The organism is Halomicrobium urmianum, assembly GCF_020217425.1.
GTDB lineage: Archaea > Halobacteriota > Halobacteria > Halobacteriales > Haloarculaceae > Halomicrobium > Halomicrobium urmianum.
Genome location: NZ_CP084090.1, coordinates 1,036,132 through 1,058,389, shown reverse-complemented (window position 1 = coordinate 1,058,389; position 22,258 = coordinate 1,036,132). Strand labels below are relative to the sequence as shown.

The window sequence follows — 22,258 nt, the reverse complement described above, 5'->3', positions numbered from 1 at the left end:
CCGGCAAATGCCGGCAGAAGCGACGTGGCCGGCGGGACGTAACTTCAGAGGTGAGCCGATCCGATCAGACACGATCGCGGACCGCAGAGCGAATCGCCCGGGGCGCGCTCGTCGGCCTCGCGGTACTGTCCCTCGTCGTCTCGCCGGTCGCGGCCGTCGCGCCAGTCGCCGGCCTGCAGACCGGCGACGCCGGTAGCGCCGCCCAGGTCTCGGACGAGACCGACCGCTTCGACGTCGACGCCGAGGTGCTTGGCCGGTGCGGACTGGACTGTCGCCTGGTCGCGGCGAACGTGACCAACGTCGGTAACGAGACGGCAGAGAACGTCACGATGACTGTGCGCGTCAAGACGAGCGGCCGGACACTCTGGCGCCAGTCGGGCAAACTCGGCGACCTCCGCCCGAACGAGACGGTCGGGCGGACTTCGACGATCGACGTCGGTCCCCGCGGACTCTATCGGATCCAGCGCAACGACGGACGCATCGCCATCAACGCCACGATCGAGTGGGACGACGGCGTGGAGACCCAGACCACTCGCCGTCGCGTGCTCTGAGCGAGTGGCGAGACGCCTCGCCGGTTGACCGCCGATCGGTCGGACGGGACTGACCTCGCTTTCTCCCAGTCGCTTCGATAGCGGCCGTACCGACGCCGAACGCGGACCGACGGCGTCAGTATCCCAGATCGAGGGAGCGGTTGACGACGAGCATCCCGCCGGCGACTGCGAGCAGGGCGATCAGTGCGCCGAAGGCGGCAGTCCAGTCGAGGCGGTCGGCGAGCGCGCCGACGACGACGGACCCGGTCGCGGCGACCACCATGTAACTCGTCCGGATCAGGCCGAACCCGAAGTTCTGCTCGCTCGCCGCGAGGTTGTCCATGAACCGGGGGAACACCGCGGCCGCCCATCCCATGCCGAACCCGAGGAGCAGGAGCGCGCCGACCAGCACCCACAGCCGAGACCCGACGACGAGAACCGCGAGGCCAGCGATGCCGGTCACGGCGCAGGCCACCGCGGCGGCGTCGCGGCCGTATCGATCGGCGAGCGCGCCGACGCCGATCTGCAGCACCCCGTGGCCGGCGAAGTATACCGCGAACAGCGTCCCTGCGAGCGTCTGGGAGTACCCGTGGTGCTGGACGAAAAACGTCGGCAGGAACGAGGACAGCGCCTGCCACGTGAAGTCGAAGAGGACCGCGACGACGCCGGTGAAGACGATCGTCCGACGGGACAGCAGCGCCCCGATCTCGTCCGGGTCCAGCCTGTCTCGAAGCGACTGATTGGGCCGCTGTGGCTCCGTCGGGCGGACGCCGTACCAGAAGAGGGCGGCGACCGGGACGGCGATGACCGCGGTGAGTCCGATCGCCAGTCGCCAGTCGTAAGTGACGGCGACCCAGGCGACGACGACGGGCGTGATCAGGCCGGCCATCGGCCCGCCCGCGTTGAGGAGGCCGATCGCCGTCCCGATGTCGTCGTAGGTGCGCGTGATCAGCGCCGTCGCGACGCTGTAGTGGAGGCCGGCGGCGGCGCCGAGCAGGAGCGTCCCGACGACGAAGAGCCCGAAGGCCGGGGCCGCGGCGATGACGACCGCCGTGAGGCCGGTCCCGGCGACCGCGACCAGGATGACGATCCGCTCCCCGTACCGATCGGCGAGCACACCGCTCGGAAACTGGACGAGCGCGTACGTGATCCACATGCCGGTCAGCGCGGCGCCGATCGCAGTGGTGGAAATATCGAGGTCGGCGGCGATGTCCGGGATCACCGGGCTGATCGCCAGTCGCCCGACCATCGTCACGAAAAAGGCGAGAGAGGACAGCGTCAAGACAGTCTCCTGGTAGCGCCAGCGCATGTGCCCGGACCCAATTTCCACGTACGGGAAAAGGAGTCGATGAGTAACGTTCGAATAGGTCAAACCGGGTCCGCCGCTGTCGGTTCCTCACTCACGCCTCGTCGCTACGTCGGCAGTGGCGGGACCGCCCCCGACGGCGTGCGTCTCGACGTGCCTGCGGCCTCGGCGGTCTGTCTCGTCGGCACGGTCGGCTAACTCGTATATAATAATATTTATGCTTCTGGCATAGTATATGAATATTGTCATACAGAACTCCTCACGACCACGCGGCGATAGCCGATCACAGCGCGCAGACCGATCCAGACCGGAGTCGGCACGACGTACGTTCGTCAGGGCTTGCAACTTCATCGTGCGACGGATGACACAGATCGTCGTGGGAGGACGATTTCGACTCGTCTCCATCATCACGCACGGCTATACTGACGGCTATCACCGTCTCTACGCCGTGTTCAGGTTCCAGTGCCCGACCGTAGCGTCGACCTCCCGCTGGACTGGTGATCCAGAGAAAGAGACGAGCAAATATCAGAACGTTATTCACATACGCGATCTGTTCTTTCCCGGCTTTCGGGAGGAGGATCGGCCGCAGTATCCGCGGCGGTTCCGATGCGGCGATGCGGACTCGATCTGCTGACGAAGGGGATATCGACGGACGTGCTTCCCGGGAACGTACAGTGCCGGTGTTCCTTCGGACCAGAACTCGACCGACGGTCGCTCCGACGTCGGTCACCGAAATAGGTTGTATTGTAACGACAGTACCTCTGTTATACTAAAACCGTCGACTGGTCAGCGGGTCCGTCTCCACGTAACGTGAGTACAGGCGTTATCCGGAACCGATCCGGTTCACTCGCTGGTCAGCGCGACCTGGATCGACGTCGACGTGCTCAGGACCTGGCCCGCGATGTCCTCCTCCAGGTAGCGGCCGTTCAGGCGCTCGATCGGGCCGCAGACGGCGAGGGCGGCGGGCCGGCTGCCGTTCGTCGACGGGATCGGCGCCGCGACGCCGACGACCCCGTCGAGGTGTTCTGCTCTGCTGAACGCGATGCCGTCGTCGCGGACCTGCCGGAGTTGCTCCCGGAACTCCTCCGGGTCGGAGGCGTCGTCGGCCGCCGACAGATCCATCCCGTCGATCAGTTCGGTGAGCCGCTCCGCCGGGACTGACGTCATGAGCGACTTGCCGGGCGCTGTCGCGTGGAGGGGGAACCGCTCGCCCTCCCGGAACGGCGGGGACCAGTTCTCGCCCCCCCGGGCGACGTAGACCGGGACGGCGCTGTCCGCCTCCCTGACGAACAGGGCCGTCGTCTCTCCGGTCGCCGACGCGAGGTTGTCGATTTCGCCCCTGGCGGCGCCGTAGACGGCCAGGTTCTCCCGAGTCTGATCTCCCTGTGCGAGCGGCCGAAGCGACGGTTCGTACGTCCCGTCTCGCTTGACCACGTAGCCGTGCGCCTGGAGCGTCGACAGGTGGTTGTGGACGACGCTCTTCGAGAGGTCGGTCTCCCGCGCGAGGGCCGTCACGCCGAGCCCGTCCTCCGCGGCCACCAGCGCCTCGAATATCGCGATGGACGTCCCGGTCGCCTCGACCTCGTATCGGCCGCTTTCGGTCATTCGTACCAGCGGCTACGGGGGCGGCCGGTAAAACGCTGTTCTCTACAGCAGAACGGACCGGGGGCGTATGGCGGCGTCGCGGCCGGACCGCATACGTCACGGTCTTTGATCGAGCCGGATCATTTCCGGCTCCCGTTTCGGCAATCATCTCGTTCTGCAGAGGTGAACGGGGCGGCGGGATCCGCTACCGGCGGCTGTCGACGGGCCGCGTAGAGCAAGCGGCCCCAGACGCAGACTGGGGGCGCCGAGAGGGGTTCCGGAGAGAAGGGCTACTCCGAGTCGGGGACGACGACGTTCTTCAGGCCGTCGGTCCGCTCCATCCGGTCGAACGCGGACGGCAGGTCGTCGAGGCCGATGCGGTGGGAGATCAGGCGATCGGCGTCGATGCGTCCGTGCTGCAGCAGCGTCACCGCCCGCTCGAAGTCCTCGGTGGTCAGCGAGTACGAGCCGCGGTACCCCACCTCGTCGAAGAAGACGTCGAAGGGGCTGATCTCCATCGTCGCGTCCTCCGCCGGGACGCCGAAGACGAGCGTCGCGCCGCCCTTCGCGGTCACCGCGTTGGCCTGCTCGACGGTGGGCACGAGGCCGATGGCCTCAACGCCGACGTCGACCGGCCCGCCCGCGGCCGCGGGGACGGCCTCGACGGGGTCGGTCTCGTCCGGGTCGACGACGGCGTCCGCGCCCAGCTCGGCGGCGAGTTCGCGGCGCTCGTCGTCTGGCTCGGAGACGACGATGGGGGCCGCGCCGGCGCTGCGGAACGCCTGCAGCAGCAGCAGACCGATCGGTCCGGCACCGACGATGGCGACGCTGTCGCCCTGCCGGAGGTCGACCTGGTCGACGCCGTGGACGCAGCAGGCCAGCGGCTCGGCGAGCGCGGCCTGCTCGAAGGACAGCTCGCCGATGTCCTCGACGTTGGTCTCGGGGACGCGCACGTACTCGGCGAACGCGCCGTCGATGACGGTGTCGGCGGCCCCGCCGATGCTCGTGTTGTTCTCACAGAGGTGCGTCTCCCCGCGCTTGCAGTACGAGCAGGCGTTGCAGGGGACGGTCGGGTTGATGGCCACGCGATCGCCGGACTCGACGGCGGTCACCGACTCGCCGACCTCGACGACCTTGCCGGCGCTCTCGTGGCCCAGTACCAGCGGCATCTCCACGTCGAAGGTGCCGTGGTACATGTGGTAGTCGGTCATGCACACGCCGCAGGCGCCGACGCGGACCAGCACCTCGTCGTCGCCGGGCGTCGGCCGGTCGCGGTCCCGGACGGTCACTTCGCCGACGTCGGTCAGGGTCGTCGCGCGCATCGTCAGGCCGCCCCCCGTCTGCAGTCGGTCGTCGGCACGGTTCGTGTCGCCTCGTGTGTGGCGGTATCGTACGTCATGGATCTCTCGCTGGCCGCTCGTGGTGGACGCTGTCTCTCGCGTCTCGACCGGTCTCGACCGATGGTCGAGACGCCGGTGGCGCCCGTCACGATCGTACGTGAGCGACTATTCAGACGCCCTATTAAACCCTTGCCCATAGATAGGTACCAGTCGGCGGCCAGGTCAAAAGGGTATCACATGGCCTATCATTACCTTTATTGTTGGTGGGGGAATTGATGTACGTTGAGGCCAGTTACTATGAGCGAAGAGCGCACTCCGCGCAACCGGTACCGGCGGTCGTTCCTCAAAGCATCTGGCGTGGGCCTCCTCGGCGGCCTCGCGGGCTGTACGCGAGGCGGCAGCGGGGACGGCGCCAGCGGCGACGGCGGTAACGGAAGCGACGGGACCGGCAGCACCAGCACCGACGGGAGCAGCGGCGACGAGCTCGTCGTCCCGCTGAGCGAGTACGAGGACGCCGACATCGAGTGGCGGCAGTTCGAGGGGTCGGAAGTCAACGTCCTGGCGCCCCAGCACACGTGGGTCGACATGGTCGAGCCCGCCATCCCCGTCTTCGAGGAACTGACGGGGATGTCGGTCAACATAAACACGTTCCCGGAACAGCAGTTCCGGACGAAGCGGCTCACGGACCTCAACACCGGGGCCGGCGAGTACGACGCCTTCTGGAACGTCCGGACCGTCAACCAGTACCGCGAGGCCGGCTGGCTCGAACCGCTTGACCAGTTCTTCGAGGACGACAGCCTCTACGACGGGGACTGGTACGACCGCGAGGACATCTTCGAGACGGTCCGGTGGCGCTGTCACGCCGACGGCCAGTGGGACAAGTGGAGCGGACTGCCGCTCAACACCGAGGTGCAGGTGCAGTTCTACCGGACGGACCTGTACGACGAGTACGGTCTCGAGGTGGCCGAGACCACCGAGCAGTTCGTCGAGAACGCGCGGACCATCCACGAGAACGAGTCGGACGTCGTCGGCGCCGTCGGCCGCGGACAGAAGGGCTACGGCATGAACGTCTACGTCCTCAACACCTTCGTCCAGGAGTTCGGCGCGGACATCTGGGACAGCAAGCCGGACGACTCCGGCCTCGACTCGGCCGAGGCCGTCGAGGCGGCCCAGTTCTACGTCGACGTCCTGCAGGAGTACGGTCCCGACGGCGCCGGATCGCAGACCTGGAACGACGTCCTGTCGACGATGCAGTCGGGGCGGGCCGGACACATCGTCTCCGACGCGAACCTGTTCTGGCCCGGCCTCACCGACCCGGAGGCGTCGGACGTCGCCGATACGGTCGGAGTCGCTCCGGTGCCGTACCCCGAAGGCGGTTCGCTGGGCCCCAACCAGTCCACCTGGCAGATGAACACGTCGAAGTTCGCCGACAACTCGGCGGAGGCGTTCCTGTTCATGATCTGGGCGACGTCGAAGCCCACGAACAACTGGATGCACCTGGACCAGGGCGCCGGGTTCTCGGTCCGCCAGGGGATCTGGGAGAACGACGACTTCCGCTCGCGCGTCGGCGAGACGTTCGCCGACGCCACGATCAAATCCCAGCAGGCCGCCGACCCCATCTCGTTCGACCGCCACTACCCCGAGTGGGGTCAGCTGTACTCCGAGGAGGTCCAGCTCGCGATCAGCGGGGACAAGAGCCCCCAGGAAGCGATGGAGGCGGCGGCGAAGGCCGCCGAGGACACCTTCTGAGGGACAGAGATGAGTACGATCACGGCGGAACAATCGAACGAGTCCGGGCTCGCCCGCCTCCGGGAGCTGTGGGACCAGTATCTCCCGTACTGGCTCGCGACGCCGATGGTCCTGGTGATGCTGGTCATTACGCTGTTCCCCGGCGCTTACGACCTGTACCTGAGTCTCGTCGAGTACAAGATGTCGAGTCCGGGCTCGATCGGCGAGTTCGCCGGTCTGAGTAACTACCGGACGGCGTTCACCGAGGCGGGCGCACTGAAGTCCTTCGGCGTCACCCTCACGTTCGTCGGCGGCGCACTGGCGATGCAGACGGTGCTGGGATTCGCGATGGCGGCACTGCTCCACGGCGTGAAGTCCGACCGGGCGGAGGCCTTCTACCGCGTCGTGTTCATCCTGCCGATGGCCGTCGCCCCGGTGTCGCTGGCCACGATTTCCCGCGTCATGCTCAACACCGAGGTCGGCATCATCCCGTACCTCGTCCGGGAGCTCACGCCGTTCGCCGCGCCGACCTTCCTCAGCGACTTCCCGCTGCTCACGCTCATGCTCGTCGACACGTGGCACTGGACGCCGTTCATGTTCATCATCTTCTACGCCGGGCTCTCGTCGATCCCCGACACGCTCGTCGAGGCCTCGCGCGTCGACGGCGCGCCGCTGTGGCGCCGCTACGTGCACGTCATCCTCCCGTACATGAAGCCGGTCCTGTTCGTGGCCGTCCTCATCCGGATGATCGACCTGTTCCGCCACTTCGGACTCGCGTTCACCCTCACCGGCGGTGGCCCCGGCACGGCAACGCAGCTCGTGAGCCTCAACGTCTACGAACAGGGGTTCCGGTTCGTCGACCTCGGTGCCGCCGCGGCGATCGCTGTCGTCTACCTGCTCTTCGTCATCGCCGTGGCTAACGTCCTGATCGCCAAAGTCGGCTTCGAGGGGGTGTGGGAGTAATGGCGGCGACCGACGCCGAGCGGGACCTCGACGCCGAACGCCCCGACACCCGCCTCTCGAAGGACACGCGGGAACGCCTGACCGCGATCGGTCGCCACGCCGTGTTGCTCGCGTGGAGCGTCGTCGTCCTGTTCCCGTTCTACTGGATCGTGTCGATGTCGCTGAAGCCGGCGCGGGAGGCCATCTCCCTGCCGCCGAAGTGGATCTTCCTGCCGACCGTCATCCACTACATCGAACTGGCTCAGAACGGCGAGTTCGTCTACGCGTTCTTCAACACCGTGTTGATGGTGTCCGCGTCGGTGATCCTGGTCCTCCTCATCGGGGTGCCCGCGGCGTACGTCCTCTCGCGGTACGACGTGCCCCACCAGCGGGACGTCCTCGTGTGGATCCTCTCCTCGCGGATGCTGCCGCCGATCGCGGTCGTCATCCCCTTCTTCGTCATCTTCCGGGAGCTGAACCTCTTCGACACCCGGATCGCGATGATCTTCATGTACGTGACGATCAACATCTCGCTGGTCGTCTGGGTGATGAAGGCCTTCTTCGACGGCATCCCGGAGACGCTGGAGGAGGCCGCGAACGTCGACGGCGCGACCCGGTTCCAGGCGTTCCGGAAGGTCATACTCCCGTCGGCCAAACCGGGGATCATCTCGGTCGCCATCATCAGCTTCATCTTCGCGTGGATCGAACTCCTGTTCAGCCTCGTGCTGACGAACCAGCAGGCGGCCACGGTGGCGGTGCAGGTCTACCAGTTCATCGGTGTCCGACAGATCGAGTGGGGCATGCTCGCGGCGGCCTCGACGGCCGTCATCGTGCCGGTGCTGGTGTTCCTCATCGCGGTCAACAAGTACCTCGCCGCCGGCCTCAGCTTCGGGGTGGTGCTGAAAGAATGATCGCCCCAGTCACCGCGCGACGGGCATCGTTCACCGACCACGGCCCTTCGCCGGGGTACCCGGACGGGATCCCCGCGGCGAGGGTCGACACGCGGACCACGGAGGCACGCTAATGGCACGAATCACCATCGACGACGTCACGAAGCAGTTCGGAGAGGGAGACAGCGGGATCGTCGCGGTCGACGACGTCTCGCTCGACATCGAGGACGGCGAGTTCGTCGTCTTCGTCGGCCCGTCCGGCAGCGGCAAGTCGACGCTGCTGCGGATGGTCGCCGGCCTCGAGGAACAGACCGAGGGCGACGTCGTCATCGGCGACACCATCGTCAACGAGCTCGGGCCCCGCGCCCGGGACATCGCGATGGTGTTCCAGAACTACGCACTGTACCCGAACATGACCGTCCGAGAGAACATGTCCTTCGGCCTGAAGATGTCGACCGACCTCTCGGACGGCGAGATCGACGAGCGCGTCACCGACGCGGCGGAGATGATGGGCATCGACGACCTGCTGGACAACACGCCCGGCGAGATGTCCGGCGGTCAGCAGCAGCGCGTCGCGCTCGGCCGGGCCATCGTCAGGGACCCCAACGTGTTCCTGATGGACGAGCCGCTGTCGAACCTGGACGCGAAGCTCCGGACGGAGATGCGCACCGAGATCAACCGCCTCCAGAGCGACCTGGACGTGACGACGCTGTACGTCACCCACGACCAGACGGAGGCGATGACGATGGGCGACCGGCTGGTCGTCCTCAACCACGGCGAGCTCCAGCAGGTCGGCACGCCCCTGGAGTGTTTCTACCGTCCGGCCAACCGGTTCGTCGCGGGCTTCCTCGGCTCGCCCTCGATGAACTTCTTCGAGGGCCACGTCGAGGGCGGGACGCTCCGCGTCGACGGGTTCGACTACGACCTGTCCGAGGAGATGCAGGTCTCCGCGGACGGGCGCAACGAACTCACGCTGGGCGTCCGCCCCGAGGACGTCAGGCTCCATGACAGGGCCAACTCCGGCCACGAGTTCGAGGCCGTCGTCGACGTCGTCGAGCCGATGGGGAGCGTCTCCTACGTCTACCTGCGGGCACGGTCCCAGGAGAGCGACCGGACGTTCGTGGTCGAGACGGACGGCCAGCGCCCCATCACCGAGGGCGAGCACGTCTACGTCGAGATCCCCGGCCGGGACGTCCACCTCTTCGACGTCGGGACCGGCGAGACCGTCCACCAGCGCCAGCTCGACGAGGAGGCCAGAGTGGCCCTCGACGACCGGGTCGAGACGGTCAACGGCGCCGCGGAGTAACCGAATCCGCCCTCTCTCCGGAATCGCGGCGACAGCACACGCGGCTCCCACGTCGCGGGCGTCCCCCGTCGTGCCAGCCGCGCACGAGGCCGGTCATTCAAGTGTGCGTGACTGGATACCGTATCTATGAAAATCACGGACTACGAACTGTTCGCCGTTCCGCCCCGGTGGCTGCTGCTCAGGCTGGAGACCAGCGAGGGGATCGTCGGCTGGGGGGAGCCGATCATCCAGGGGCGCCTGGAGACAGTCCGTGCGGCCGTCACCGAGCTCATCGAGGGGTACCTGCTGGGGGCGGACCCGCTCCGGACGGAGTACCACTGGCGGAAGCTCTACCAGAGCGGCTACTTCCGCGGCGGCCCGGTCCTGATGAGCGCGCTGGCGGGCATCGACCACGCGCTGTGGGACATCAAGGGGCGGCACCACGACGCGCCGGTCCACGAGCTGCTCGGCGGGCACGTCCGCGACCGGATGCTCGTCTACCAGTGGATCGGCGGCGACGACCCGGCGGACGTCGCCGATACGGCCCAGCAGTACGCCGACCGCGACTACCAGGCGTTCAAGCTCAACTTCACCCAGGAGTTCCGCCCGATCGAGACCACCGGCGCCGTCGACCGGGCCGTCGAGCGCGTCGCCGCGATCCGGGACGCCGTCGGCGACGACGCCTTCATCGGCGTGGACTTCCACGGGCGCGTCTCGAAGGCGATGGCCGCGGAGATCGCCCGGCGGCTCGAACCGTACGGCCTGATGTTCGTCGACCAGCCGCTGCTGCCGGAGCAGGCCGACGGCTTCGCGCGGATCGCCGACGACACGACCATCCCGATCGCCACGGGCGAGCGGCTCTACTCCCGGTACGACTTCAAGCGGCTGTTCGTCGACGACGTCGTCTCCGTCGTCCAGCCCGACGTCACCCACGTCGGCGGCATCAGCGAGATGCACAAGCTGGCCGCGATGGCGGAGGCGTTCGACGTCGCCGTCGTGCCCCACTGCCCGCTGGGCCCGGTCGCGTTCGCGGCCAGCCTCCAGGTGGGCTTCTGCTCGCAGAACGTCGTCATGCAGGAGCAGGACCTCGAACTACACGACCCCGACGCCAGCCCGCGCCTCGCCCTGCTGGAGGACCCCGACCAGTTCACCTTCGCGGACGGGTACGTCGAGCGGCCGACCGGGCCGGGGCTCGGCGTCGAGATCGACGAGGACACCGTCCGCGAGAAGGCCCGGGCGCAGGTCAACTGGCACAACCCGGTCTGGCACCACGAGGACGGCAGCGTCGCCGAGTGGTGACGGCCCGGCGCTCGCTCGCGACGCCGGCCCGTCCCGTACGCTTTTGTGGTCCCCTGCCGTGGTCTCTCCCATGCGATCCGCTGTGTTAGCTGAACCCGGGCAGTTCGAACTCGAGGAGCGCGACCGACCGGCTCCCGGTCCGGACGACGTCCTCGTGGCGATCAGCGACGTGGGGATCTGCGGCTCCGACGTCCACTACTACGAGCACGGCCGCATCGGCGACTACGTCGTCGAGGACCCGCTGATACTGGGCCACGAGAGCGCGGGCGAGGTCGTCGAGGTCGGGGAGCGGGTCACCGGGCTCGAACCGGGCGACCGCGTCGCGCTCGAACCGGGCGTCCCCTGCCGGCGCTGCGCGCACTGCAAGCGGGGCGACTACCACCTCTGCGAGGACGTCCGCTTCATGGCGACGCCGCCCCACGACGGCGCCTTCGCCGAGTACGTCGCCTGGCCGGCAGACTTCGCCTACGAGCTCCCCGACGACGTCTCGACGGTCGAGGGCGCTCTGTGCGAACCGCTCTCCGTCGGCATCCACGCCTGCCGCCGGGGCGACGTCGGGACGGGCGACTCGGTGCTGATCACCGGGGCGGGACCGATCGGGCTGCTGGCGATGGAGGCCGCCAGGGCCGCGGGGGCGACGGACGTCGTCGTCTCCGACGTGGTCGACGAGAAGATCGAGTTCGCCGCGGAGCGCGGGGCCGACCTTGCGGTCGACGCCGCCGAGCGCGACCTCGAAGCCGCGGTCGACGAGTACACCGACGGCGAGGGGGTCGACGTCGTCATCGAGGCGTCGGGCGCCGAGCCGTCGATCCGATCGACCATCGACGTCGTCCGCCGGGGCGGCACCGTCGTCCTCGTCGGACTCGCCGACGAGGCCGAGGTCCCGTTCGACGTCCTCGAGGTCATCGACAACGAACTCGACGTCCACGGCTCGTTCCGCTACGCGAACACCTACGACGCCGCCGTCGACCTCCTCGCCGAGGGCGTCGACGTGGAAGGCATCGTCGACTTCGAGGCCCCGCTGGCGGACGTCGAGGACGCCTTCCAGCGCGCGATGGAGCCGGACGTCGTCAAGGGCGTCGTCACGCTCGACTGACCGGAGGACGAATCCCTCGACGCACACGCTGGTCCGCGACGCCCGTCGCGCCGGACCGAGAGAGGCGTCGCCGGCGGTCGGTAGCGGCCTCGGCGGTGGTGGCGGCCGCCGCGGTCCTCGCCCGGGCGCCGCGAGTCGGCGGTCCGACACGGACTCTCTCGGACCATCCGCCCAGGCCGTATAGGTAAGAAGTCTTACTAGACGATATAAGTATAAGAAATATTGTGGATATCTGGCGCTCCGGCTACGGCGAGCGGCCAGTCCGGGACCGGGATCGAAGGGGTGAACGACTTGTCGTTCGAGACGGCGGCCCGATAGCCAGGAAAAGCCCGCGTAACGTCGTGATACGCGGCCTCGTGGCCGATTTGCGTCGAACCGTTCGGTGACCGGACTATCGGAACCGATCATTCCGAAATAGCCCGGCGGCGACCGTCGTCGTCAGGCGAGAACGTCCTGGAAGCGGGAGTACACGGTCCTCCGGCCGGATATCGGCGCTTCTTGCGGGCGGAGTCGTCGGACCACGGCGACGACCGGCAGCGCGAACACTGTCGTCACTCACAGCGGCCGAAACGAGTTTCTCGGCCGGATGAATAATATATCTTATTATAATTGTATTCTGTTATATGGTTCCGCCGGCCCGGCCGAGCTGCCGGAACACGACGTTCGGCGTACCGGTCCGTCGGGGACCCGACGGCGGATCGCGACGACGTGCCGGAACCTACGTGCCGTCGCACCGACCGCAATGAGCGTCTGATACCCTGAGAAGCGGGAATAGCAGCGGTCTTCCAGGTGGGGAGTAACCATGCCACCGATACCGCCCTAAATTCATACGCATTTAGATGTTTGTCTGACATTATTTTAAGTACATCAACATCTTTTGGGTACATGATGACCGCAAGCCGACAACCAACCGGGTGTGCGCCGGCGTACGAGACGGAGTACGAGGCCGGCACCGAGCAGTCCCTCGCGGTGACTATCTCGGAGGCGCTCGCGACGGTGGAGGGGACCGACCCGTGGGAGATCGAACCGCTCTACGACGTCATCGACTTCGACGCGGTGGAGCGACTGTTCCAGCGGGACGACGACATCGCCGGGCCGATGACCCTCACCTTCGGGATCGACGAGTGGAACGTCCACATCCACGGCGACGGTTCGATCGAGGTGTACGAGGCCGTCCGGCCGGCCGATCTGTCGGCGACCGTCGGAAACGTGGTCGGGGACTGACGCGGCGGTGAGAACCGTCGTCTGACGGGGTGGCGGTGGATTCGCCGCTACTGGCCCTCGGTAGCCGGCAGCGTGAACGAGAACGTGGTCCCGTCGCTGGCGTCGGACTCGACGCGGATGGCGCCGCCGTGGCGCTCGACGATGCGTCGACACAGCGCCAGCCCGATGCCCGTGCCCTCGTGTTCGTCGCGAGTGTGCAACCGCTGGAACACCTCGAAGACGCGGTCGGCGTCGTCGGCGTCGATGCCGATCCCCTCGTCGCTGACGGAGATCACCCACTGATCGCCCGCCCGCTCCGCGTCGACGCGGACGCGCGGCGGCGCGTCGCCACTGTACTCGATGGCGTTGTCCAGCAGGTTCTGGAACACCTGTCGGAGCTGATCCCCGTCGCCCTCGACCGTCGGCAGCGACTCGGCGCTGATCTCGGCGTCGCTCTCGGCGACCTTCATCTGGAGGTCACGGCGAGCGTCGGCGAGGACGTCGTCGAGGTCGACGGGCTCGAACGGCTCGCCCCGCGTCTCGACGCGGGAGTACTCGAGCAGTCCCTCGATCATGTCGCGCATGCGGTCAGCGCCGTCGACGGCGAATTCGAGGAACTCCCGACCGTCCTGGTCCAGTTCGTCGGCGTAGCGCGACTCGATCAACCGGAGGTAGCTGGATACCATCCGAAGGGGCTCCTGGAGGTCGTGGGAGGCCGCGTAGGCGAACTGTTCGAGTCGCTCGTTGGACGCCTCGAGCTGGCGCTCGTACTCCTTACGTTCGCTGATGTCCTGCGCGACCGTCATGCCGGCGAAGACGTCCCCGCGTTCGTCGGTGACCGGCACTACGCGGAGGATCCACTCGCGCCCCTCGTGTTCGAGGTCGAACGTGCAGTCTTCGCCAGACAGCGCGGCCTCGAGCCGCGGTTCGAGCGCGTCCGCAGTCGCCTCGTTCCAGGCGTCCCGGACGTGGTGCCCCTCGACGTCGTCGGGGTCGACCGAGACGTCCTCGAAGCCCCGCCCGGCGGCCAGTTCGTACCTGAGGTCGCGGTCGAACAGCGTGACGACGCCGGGGAAGTGCTCCGCCAGCGTCCGGTAGCGCCGCTCGGACTGCTCGAGTTCGCGCTCCCGCTCGCGCCGCTCGGTCACGTCGCGCACCACCCCGACGCGGCCGAACTCGCCGTCGATCTCGAAGAGGGCGAACCGGGTGACGACCGGGACTGGCCCGTCCGCGGCCTCGACGTGTTCCTCCAGCTCGGCGATGTCGGTCTCGCCCTCGATCAGCTCCCGCTGGAGCCGCTCGGCCCGGTCGACCTTCTCGTCGGCAAAGGCGGTCGACGCGGGTTCGCCGAGCAGGTCGTCCCGGTCGCGGCCCAGCATGTCCGCGAAGGCGCCGTTCACCGTGAGGAACCGGCTGTCGGCGTCGAGCACGTAGACGCCGTCGTCGATGGTCTCCAGGATGCGCTCGTACTGCTCGAGCTCCCGCTCGCGCTCCTTGCGCTCCGTGACGTCGCGGAAGTACACCGACACGCCGCTCTCGGACGGGTAGATCCGCGCCTCGAACCACGACTCGACCGGCGGCGAGTAGTGATCCAGGGTCACCGGCTCCTGGGTGTCCATCGCCTCGTCGACGGCCGCCCGGATCCGTTCGACCTCCTCCATCTCGGAGAACACGTCCTCGAGGCGTCGTCCCAGAACCTCGTCCCCGTCGTACCCGAGGAACGACGCCGCGCGCTCGTTGAGGTGCGTGAAGCGGTACTCCTCGTCGACCGCGTAGAACGCGTCGGACACCCGGCCGAACACCTCGCTCAGTTCGCTCTCGAGCGTCCGCTCGCGCTCCTTGAGGTCCGTGACGTCCTCGCCGGTCGTGACGATGCGGTCGACGTCGCCCGACTCGTCAGTGAGCGGGACGGCGTCGATCGACAGCCACCGGCGGTCGCCGTCCGACCGCTCCACCTGTACCACCCGGTCGGAGACCGGTTCGCCCGTCGCGAGCGCCCGCGCGAACGGGTACTCCTCGGTCGGGATCCGCTCGTCGGACTCGTCGTACATCGGTCTGTCCGGCGGGGAGTACTCGGCCGGATCGTCGACGTCGAACAGCGCCGCGGCGCGCTCGTTCATCCGGGTGAGCTTGCCGTCCGCGTCCCGGACCAGCGTCCCGACGGGCGTCGCCTCGATGATCTCGTCGATCAGGTCCCGCTCGCGCCTGAGGTCCCGCTCGCGGTCGAGGCGATCGAACGTCGCCTCGAGGCTCGACGCGACGACCTTCGCCAGCGTCAGGTCGCCGTCGTCGAACTCGCCCGGCTGCTCGGACCCGATGATGGCGACGCCGTGGTCGCCGATCGGTAGAACGATCTCGCTCCGAGCCGGCGTGTCGGGGTCGTACGCGCCCGGCACCTCGCTGACGTCGTCGTACACCTCGGGCTGTCCGGACTCGAAGACGCGCCAGGCGATGCCCTCGCCCCGCTCGAAGACCGGGAGGTCACCGAACAGGGCCTCGGCCCGCTCGGTCCAGCTCGCCGGCCGGAGCGCGTCCGTCTCGGGGTCGTAGCGGTAGATCCCGTTGATCTCCATGTCGAGGATGGTGCGGAGGTGGCCCGACGCCTGCCGGGCGACGGCGTCGTGCGAGGACTCCTCGAGCCAGTCGTTGACGGCCTCGTTCAGCCGCTTGAGCTGGGAGACGTGCCGATGGCGATCGGTGACGTCGTAGTACAGTTCGATCCGGCCGCCCGCGTAGCGTCCCGACTCGATCGGTCTGCTCCGGTGTTCGAGCCAGCGCTCCCCGTCGCCGTGCGTGACCCGGCACTGGAAGCGCTCGACGGAGCTGTTGTCCTCGTAGGTCCCCAGGACGATGTCGGCGAACGCCTCGCCGTCCGCCACGCGGTCCGCGATGGACTCCTCGATCAGTTCGCGCTTGTCGCGTCCGACGGCGTCCGCTCGATCGAATCCGAAGTAGCGCGCGACGGTCGCGTCGGCCCAGACGACGTCGAACGCCTCGTCGAGGACGAAGACCCCGACGTCGGCCTCGTCGAGCAGCGTGGTGATCGTGTCGTTGAACACCGGCGCCTCCCGGCGTCCCGTTCCGTCGGGGAGTTCGCGCGCGACGCCGACCGTCCCGCTGAACGTCCCGTCCTCGACGAGGAGGGTCACCCGGACCTCGAACGGGACGCGCTCGCCGTCGGCCGCCTCGATAGTCACCTCGAACGTGCCGACGTCGGTCCCGTCTGCGGACAGCCGGTCGCCGATCGCACGTTCGATGCGCTCGACGTCCTCCGGGGCGAGGAGTCGCGAGACGTGCTCGCCCAGGAGTTCGTCGCGACTGTATCCGGTCGCCTCGACGATCGCCTCGTTGACAGCGACGAATCTGCCGCCGGCGTCGAGCTGATAGATCCCGTCGTCCACCGCCGTCACGAGGGCCTGATAGCGCTGGAGCGCTTCGGCACCGTCGGCGTCCCCCCAGAACCCAGGGGCGGCCAGTCCGTCGCTCATACACGTCCACGATAGCCACCAGAGGGGATAAGTCCCGTGACCGGAGGTGATCGAGACGACCGGACCGGGTGCCGTCCGCCGGATGCGATCGCAGTCACGCGACGATCTACAGATCGTTCGGTCGTCGGTGGCCGTCCCGCGAGCGACTCGCCGGTTCCGCGACGGCCGCAGCTGCTCGACGGTGGACGGATCAGAGGCGCGATAAGAGGGGCACGTCGGGGGGAGAGTTGGCATCTAGCGAGCCCCTCCGCCATGTGGACCATGGCACCCTCCGACAGGTACTTGGGATGGCGGGAATTCCGCCATCGAGTCTTTGTGTTGTCCGGTACAAATAATTACCGGTGAATTATGAACATTATTATAGATGATGTAAGACCGCGGGGCAGTGGCCGCTCCAGGCGTCTCACGGCGGGGTAAAGCCCCGGGGCATTCGCCTCGACAGCCTGTAAAGCACGGCTTTAGCCGTGGGAGGACGGCAGGCCCGCATCGACGGTTTGCGTTCGACGACCCCGGAGAACGAGAGCGAAAGCGGCCACGGGGTACTCCGTTCCGACCGACGGGGGTCTCAGTCGCGCTCGTCGACGCCCCAGAGCTATCGCTCGACTGTCAGAACCAGTACTTTAAATTGGCGGCGGGGGGAGACTCGAAGCATGCAGCTGACCCGGCGAAGTCGGGCGGTGACGGCGGTCGGCGGCTTCCTCGCGCTGCTGGGAGTCGTCGCCGCGGAGCCGCTGTACCTCGTCGGGGGCGCGGGAATCGGCGGCTGGCTCGTCGCCCGCCAGGTCCGGTTCGCGCGCGCGGCCGCAGCGGTCGACGACGAACTGACGCTGACGCTGCGGCCGGTGCGTCGGCGCGTCGCCGACGGCGAGTCGGTCTCGGTGACGGTCGCCGCCGAGGTGGAGCGCCCCTCGCCGGTGGCGCTCGCGGTGACGGTCGACGGCCGACCGACCAACGACCCGGTCACCGTCGAACTGGCGCCGGGGGAGACGTGGGCCTCCGACGTGGCGAGGCCCTCCTGGCCCGTCGCGGGCGAGTACGCCCTCGGGGACGTGACGGTGACCGTCGCCGACGACGCGGAGCTGTTCGAGCAGTCGATCGATCGGGGTGTCGGGCCGACCGTTCGCGTCGAGCCGCGCGCGCCCCGGAACGTCCACGTCGGCGAGGGCGGCGAGCCCATGGCGCCCGGGTTCGGCGAGCACGACGCCGGCCGGTTCGGGTCGGGCGTCGAGCCCGTCGAGGTCCGGCAGTACGTCCCCGGGGACTCCGTTCGGCAGATCGACTGGAAGGCGACGGCCCGCCTCGGCGAGCCCCACGTCCGGGAGTTCGAGGCCGCAACGGACCGGGAGACGATGCTCTTCCTCGACCAGCGGGCCGGCATGGCCGACGGGCCGGACGGCGAGCGAAAGCTCGACTACGCCCGCGCGGTCGCGCTCGCGTTCGTCCGCAGCGCCCAGGAGCTACGCGACCCGCTCGGGATCTGTGCGGTCGGCGACGGGGGCATCCTGACGACCAGCGAACCCGGGGCCAGCGACGCCACGCTGGGGGCGGTCCGGACGACGGTGACCGGGGCGACGCCCACGGCGGGCGGCGACGGGGTCGGCGCCGCGGCGACGAGCGCCGACCGGACCGTCACCGGCCGGGGCATGGAGGTGGCGACGGCGCAGCGCCGCGCCGACGCCCTCGCGGACGAGGACTCGGCCTTCGCCGAGACGCTCACCCCCTTCCTGGGCGCCCGCCGGTCCTACGTCAGGCGGTTCGACGAGCGGCCGCTGTTCCGGGCGGTCCGGACGCACGCCGCGGCCGGGTCGGCCGTCCGGACGGTCGTCGTCACCGACGACGCCCACCGGGCCGAGCTCCGCGAGGCGGTCCGGGTGGCGAGCCGCGGCGAGGGCCGGGTCGCCGTCTTCCTGACGCCGACGGCCCTGTTCGACGGCGACCTGGCCGACGTCGAGGCCACCTACGACCGCTACGTCTCCTTCGAGGAGTTCCGCCGCGAGCTGGCCGCCATGGACGGCGTCGAGGCCTACGAGGTCGGTCCGGGCGACCGCCTGACGGCGGTCCTCGAGGCCGGTCGCGCCAGACGGAGGGATGCGGCGTGAACGGAATCGCCGCCCCGCTGCGCTCGTCGCCGGCCACCGCGGCGGCCGCCCTCGCGCTGCTGGCCGGCGGCGCGGCCGTCGCCGGCCTCCCCGGCGCGCTGGTCGGCCTGGTCGTCCTCGCGGTTCGACTCGTCGCCGGGCCCGTCTACGCCGTCGCAGCCGGCCAGGTCGTCGTCGCGGCGGTGGCGGGACCGAATCCCGGTCCCGGATGGCTGCTCGCCCTCGAGGGACTCCTGCTGGCCGTGCTGGTCGGCGATCTGGTCGATCACCGTCGCGACGCGCCGTCGGTCGCACTCGCCCTGGGGGGCGTCGGGGGCGCCGCCGCCGTCGCGCTCGCCGCGACTGGCCTGCTCGACGCCCTGTGGCTCGCGACCCTGGTCGTGGCCGCCCTCCTGGCGCTCGCGGGCTACGCCGCGCACCGCTACACCGTCGTTCGCTTCGAGCTCACCCATGAGTACTGATCAGTCACCACTCGCGGAGGACGAACCGCTCGCGGACAGCGACCCCGACGAGCTCGCCGTCGAGGTCGAGCGCCTCCGGGCGGAGAACGCCCGGCTGCGGCGCTCGTACGCGCGGGCCAGGACCGCCCGGTACCGCCGGACTGCGCGCGGGTTCGTCCTCCTGGGCGCCGTGGCGACCGCCGGCGCCGTCCTCTTCCCCGAGGTCCGGACCGTCCTGCTCGCGCTCGGCGGGACGGGCGCGTTCGCCGGGCTCCTGGCGTGGTTCGTCACGCCCGAGCGGTTCGTCGCGGCCACGGTCGGCCGGGGCGTGTACGACGCGCTGGCCGCCAACTACGAGGCGCTGGTCGCCGAGCTCGGCCTGCGCGAAGAGCGGTGCTACGTCCCGACCGGCCGGACCGCCACCGGCGTGCGCCTGTTCGTCCCCCAGCGGGCCGACTTCGCCGTCCCCGGTCCGGACGCCCTTGCAGACACGTTCGTCGTCACCGACGACGAGCGCGAGCGCGGCGTCGCGCTGGAGCCCAGCGGCGAGTCCCTCTTCGAGGCGTTCGCGGACGCCAGTCAGGGGCCGCTGCCGGACGAGGCCGGCCCGCTCGTGGCGGCGCTCCGGGAGAGCCTCGTCGAGCAGTTCGAGGTCGCCGACCGCCTGGCGGTCGACTTCGACGCCGAGGCCGGCCGGCTCGAACTGGCCGCGCCGGACAACGCCTACGGCCCGCTCGACCGGTTCGACCACCCCGTCGTCTCCTTCGTCGCCGTCGGCCTCGCGCGCGGGCTCGACCGGCCGATACGGGTCGCGACGCCCCGGACCGGCGGCGATCCGGTGGCCGCGTTCCGCTGGGACACCGAGGACGGGGAGGGCACCGAGGACGAGGAGGACCTCGACGGCGACGGCGCGACCGGCGGCGGGGACGCGAGGGCGGGTGCGGACGGCCACGTCGAGAGCGGGTCGGCGACGCGACGCTGATCACGGCGGACCGGGATCGGGACCGACTCGCCGTCGGCGACGCTTTGGCCTCGCCGGGGAATGGTATTTAGTGGTATTAAGCGTGACAAGGTGGTTATGAGTGCCATTAGATGCCATCAGATACCATCGCGTCTCGCCGCCCTACTCGTAGCCGTCGACATACTCGGGGTCGGCGACCGCCTCGAGCCGCGCCGGCGTCAGCGGGAACACCGCCTCCGGCGTCCCGGCGGCGGCCCACAGCTCGTCGAACGAGCGGAACGCCGGATGGACCAGGACGGGGAGGTCCTCCTCGTGGCAGAACGGCGGCACCCCGCCGATGCTCCACCCGGTCGCTTCCGTCACCTCGTCTGGGTTCGCGGTCCGGACCGCGCCGGGGTCGACGTCGAACGCCGCGGCCAGCGCCTCCTCGTCGACGCGGTGGTCGCCGCTCGTGAGCGCGAGGACGGTCCGGTCGCCGACCCGCAGCACGACGCTCTCGACGATTCGGGCGACGTCGCAGTCGGCGGCAGCCGCCGGGCCGTTCTGGTGCCCTCGCCGAACTCCCGGACGGTCGGCTCGAACCCGAACTCGTCGCTCGCCCGCTCGCAGAACTCCTCGGCCCTCGGATGCACGTACTCCGGTGGGAAAACGCGGCAGTTAGCCGTTCCGATCGACTCACTCGGAGACCCGGGCGCCGCCGCTGGCCGACCCCGAGGCCCCCGAGCTGTCCGAATCGCCGAACAGCGTCATCGCGGTTTCGTCGTCGTGCTCGACGATCACCTGCCACGGATCGTCGCCGGCCGGGATCCGCATCCGCGCCTCGTATCGGGCGTACGCGGGGCAGTCCCGCGCCTCCGTGTCGGTCGCCTCCGTCGGCACCGAGAGGACGTAGGTCGTCTCGTTCAGCCGCTCGAAGGTCGGTCCGCCGACGGCGTAGGAGGGGTCCGGTAGCGAGATGTTCTGCGAGTGAGTGATCTCCGTGTTCGCGCCGTCCCCGGCGACCGCGGTCGAGCTGTTCGTCGTGACGTCGTCGGTGCAGTGCGCTCCGGTCGATTCGAAGCCCAGCAGCGCCGGCGGGTGTTCCTCCCCGCCGAACACGCTCGCTGCCGGACCGACGCCGGCGAGCGCGCTCCCGACGCCGGCGGTCGCGACGAGCGCGACAGCGGCCAGGACCGCGGCGACGTGTCGTCCGTTCATACCCCGTCGTTCCGGCGGTACGGGTATAACGGCGCTGGTCGCTCAAAATCCGCTCTCACCGACCGAGCGGTGGCGCTTCTGTTTCAACTTCGAGCGAGTTGACATTTCCACTATTCTTGAGAAAGTATTTATCCGCGGAGCGGACAGGGCAACGCGATGGTCACTCGCCGGGACCTCCTCCGGACGGCGGGAGGCGCGTTCGCGGTCGGTCTCCCGGGGTGTTCCGGGCCGGCGCATGACGACGAGGCGTCGCCCGACACGACCGGTCCGGGAGCGGGGGGTCGCTCGCCGGTCGCGGGGGCGTCGCCGACGCCGAACCGGTCGCCGTCGATGGCCGCCAGCGTCGTCCGGCAGGCCGCGCGCGACGAGCCCGCGCGGGTGCGGGCCACCGTACGGAACCCCCGCTCCGAGAGCGTCGAACTCCGGTACGGGGCGACGCTGCTGTTCACGGACCACTCGGACCACGACGACCGCGGGAACCACGAGGATCACGGGCCCCCGCCTGGCCCGAGGCGCTGGTGCTCGACCCCGTGACGCACGTCGGCCCGTGGGACGAACCGGTCCTGAGCGGCGACGGGTGCTGGCGGTTCCCGGCCGACGGCCGGACGCCCGTCTAGAACGTACTGCAGAAACGGACGCTCTCCCCCGGAGAGAGCCGGGGCGTGGCGTACGACGTGTACACGCGCGGGACCGAACGCCCCTGTCTCCCGGAGGGATCCTACCGCTTCGAGGACGTGGGCGGGGTGCGACTAGACGAGTGGCAGGGCGCGGTCTTCGCGCTCACCGTCGACGTCGATTCGGAGGGAACGCTGTCCGCGCGCGGGGAACTGACGCTGGACGGGCGCTGACGGACCCGGGCGGCACCGCGAC

General features: G+C 69.1%; 19 protein-coding genes and 1 pseudogene. 14 read left to right on the top strand and 6 right to left on the bottom strand.

From position 1 onward, the window contains the following. The first annotated feature begins 50 nt into the window (after positions 1-50). Positions 51-551, top strand: coding sequence for a COG1361 family protein (locus LCY71_RS05255; RefSeq protein ID WP_225335314.1), 501 nt, complete (start codon positions 51-53; stop codon positions 549-551). 115 nt (positions 552-666) lie between these two features. Here the strand turns inward: LCY71_RS05255 and LCY71_RS05250 are convergent, their stop codons facing one another. Further along, complete coding sequence (locus LCY71_RS05250; protein WP_225335313.1) at positions 667-1,839, bottom strand: MFS transporter; 1,173 nt, start codon at positions 1,837-1,839, stop codon at positions 667-669. Between the two features lie 358 nt (positions 1,840-2,197). Between LCY71_RS05250 and LCY71_RS05245 the strand changes: the two genes are divergently transcribed. Then, a complete protein-coding gene (locus LCY71_RS05245; protein WP_225335312.1) occupies positions 2,198-2,470 on the top strand; it encodes a hypothetical protein in 273 nt (90 codons plus the stop codon). A 209-nt stretch (positions 2,471-2,679) separates the two neighbouring features. Here the strand turns inward: LCY71_RS05245 and LCY71_RS05240 are convergent, their stop codons facing one another. Both LCY71_RS05240 and LCY71_RS05235 read right to left on the bottom strand, forming a co-directional pair. Next, positions 2,680-3,441: an IclR family transcriptional regulator gene (locus tag LCY71_RS05240; protein ID WP_225335311.1), complete on the bottom strand. Its 762-nt coding sequence runs from the start codon at positions 3,439-3,441 to the stop codon at positions 2,680-2,682. 269 nt (positions 3,442-3,710) lie between these two features. Continuing rightward, complete coding sequence (locus LCY71_RS05235; RefSeq protein WP_225335310.1) at positions 3,711-4,742, bottom strand: zinc-dependent alcohol dehydrogenase family protein; 1,032 nt, start codon at positions 4,740-4,742, stop codon at positions 3,711-3,713. A 315-nt stretch (positions 4,743-5,057) separates the two neighbouring features. On the opposite strand from LCY71_RS05235, the gene LCY71_RS05230 reads away from it, so the two are divergent. From LCY71_RS05230 to LCY71_RS05200, 7 genes are all read left to right on the top strand, one after another. Next, positions 5,058-6,509: an extracellular solute-binding protein gene (locus LCY71_RS05230; RefSeq protein WP_225335309.1), complete on the top strand. Its 1,452-nt coding sequence runs from the start codon at positions 5,058-5,060 to the stop codon at positions 6,507-6,509. 9 nt (positions 6,510-6,518) lie between these two features. Next, positions 6,519-7,451 carry a carbohydrate ABC transporter permease gene (locus LCY71_RS05225; protein ID WP_225335308.1) on the top strand — a complete coding sequence of 311 codons (933 nt, stop codon included), beginning with the start codon at positions 6,519-6,521 and terminating at the stop codon, positions 7,449-7,451. Continuing rightward, entirely contained in the window at positions 7,451-8,341 is an 891-nt protein-coding gene (locus LCY71_RS05220; RefSeq protein WP_225335307.1) for a carbohydrate ABC transporter permease, read from the top strand. Before LCY71_RS05225 ends, LCY71_RS05220 begins: the two co-directional genes overlap by 1 nt. Before the next feature lie 112 nt (positions 8,342-8,453). Then, positions 8,454-9,626: an ABC transporter ATP-binding protein gene (locus tag LCY71_RS05215; RefSeq protein WP_225335306.1), complete on the top strand. Its 1,173-nt coding sequence runs from the start codon at positions 8,454-8,456 to the stop codon at positions 9,624-9,626. A 126-nt stretch (positions 9,627-9,752) separates the two neighbouring features. Further along, positions 9,753-10,904, top strand: coding sequence for a galactonate dehydratase (dgoD, locus tag LCY71_RS05210; RefSeq protein WP_225335305.1), 1,152 nt, complete (start codon positions 9,753-9,755; stop codon positions 10,902-10,904). A gap of 70 nt (positions 10,905-10,974) precedes the next feature. Beyond that, positions 10,975-12,000: an NAD(P)-dependent alcohol dehydrogenase gene (locus tag LCY71_RS05205; protein ID WP_225335304.1), complete on the top strand. Its 1,026-nt coding sequence runs from the start codon at positions 10,975-10,977 to the stop codon at positions 11,998-12,000. Between the two features lie 885 nt (positions 12,001-12,885). Further along, entirely contained in the window at positions 12,886-13,224 is a 339-nt protein-coding gene (locus LCY71_RS05200) for a HalOD1 output domain-containing protein (RefSeq protein ID WP_225335303.1), read from the top strand. Between the two features lie 47 nt (positions 13,225-13,271). On the opposite strand, the gene LCY71_RS05195 is transcribed toward LCY71_RS05200, so the two are convergent. Beyond that, on the bottom strand, positions 13,272-16,691 hold the full coding sequence (locus LCY71_RS05195; RefSeq protein ID WP_225335302.1) for a PAS domain-containing protein: 3,420 nt from the start codon (positions 16,689-16,691) through the stop codon (positions 13,272-13,274). 650 nt (positions 16,692-17,341) lie between these two features. Between LCY71_RS05195 and LCY71_RS05190 the strand changes: the two genes are divergently transcribed. The 3 genes from LCY71_RS05190 to LCY71_RS05180 are packed head-to-tail and all read left to right on the top strand — an operon-like array spanning position 17,342 to position 20,212. Continuing rightward, positions 17,342-18,790, top strand: a complete 1,449-nt coding sequence (locus tag LCY71_RS05190) for a DUF58 domain-containing protein (protein ID WP_225335301.1) — start codon at positions 17,342-17,344, stop codon at positions 18,788-18,790. Then, positions 18,787-19,251: a DUF8163 family membrane protein gene (locus LCY71_RS05185; protein ID WP_225335300.1), complete on the top strand. Its 465-nt coding sequence runs from the start codon at positions 18,787-18,789 to the stop codon at positions 19,249-19,251. Before LCY71_RS05190 ends, LCY71_RS05185 begins: the two co-directional genes overlap by 4 nt. Next, positions 19,241-20,212, top strand: a complete 972-nt coding sequence (locus tag LCY71_RS05180) for a DUF7982 domain-containing protein (RefSeq protein WP_225335299.1) — start codon at positions 19,241-19,243, stop codon at positions 20,210-20,212. Before LCY71_RS05185 ends, LCY71_RS05180 begins: the two co-directional genes overlap by 11 nt. A 141-nt stretch (positions 20,213-20,353) precedes the next feature. On the opposite strand, the pseudogene LCY71_RS05175 reads toward LCY71_RS05180, so the two are convergent. Together LCY71_RS05175 and LCY71_RS05170 are read right to left on the bottom strand one after the other, a co-directional pair. Continuing rightward, a pseudogene (locus LCY71_RS05175) lies at positions 20,354-20,823 on the bottom strand (YbaK/EbsC family protein). A 43-nt stretch (positions 20,824-20,866) separates the two neighbouring features. Continuing rightward, positions 20,867-21,388, bottom strand: a complete 522-nt coding sequence (locus LCY71_RS05170) for a hypothetical protein (RefSeq protein ID WP_225335298.1) — start codon at positions 21,386-21,388, stop codon at positions 20,867-20,869. 156 nt (positions 21,389-21,544) lie between these two features. Here LCY71_RS05170 and LCY71_RS05165 point away from each other — a divergent pair, with 156 nt between their 5' ends. Next, entirely contained in the window at positions 21,545-21,922 is a 378-nt protein-coding gene (locus LCY71_RS05165) for a hypothetical protein (RefSeq protein ID WP_225335297.1), read from the top strand. A gap of 128 nt (positions 21,923-22,050) precedes the next feature. After that, a complete protein-coding gene (locus LCY71_RS05160; protein ID WP_225335296.1) occupies positions 22,051-22,236 on the top strand; it encodes a hypothetical protein in 186 nt (61 codons plus the stop codon). The last annotated feature ends 22 nt before the right edge of the window (positions 22,237-22,258 follow it).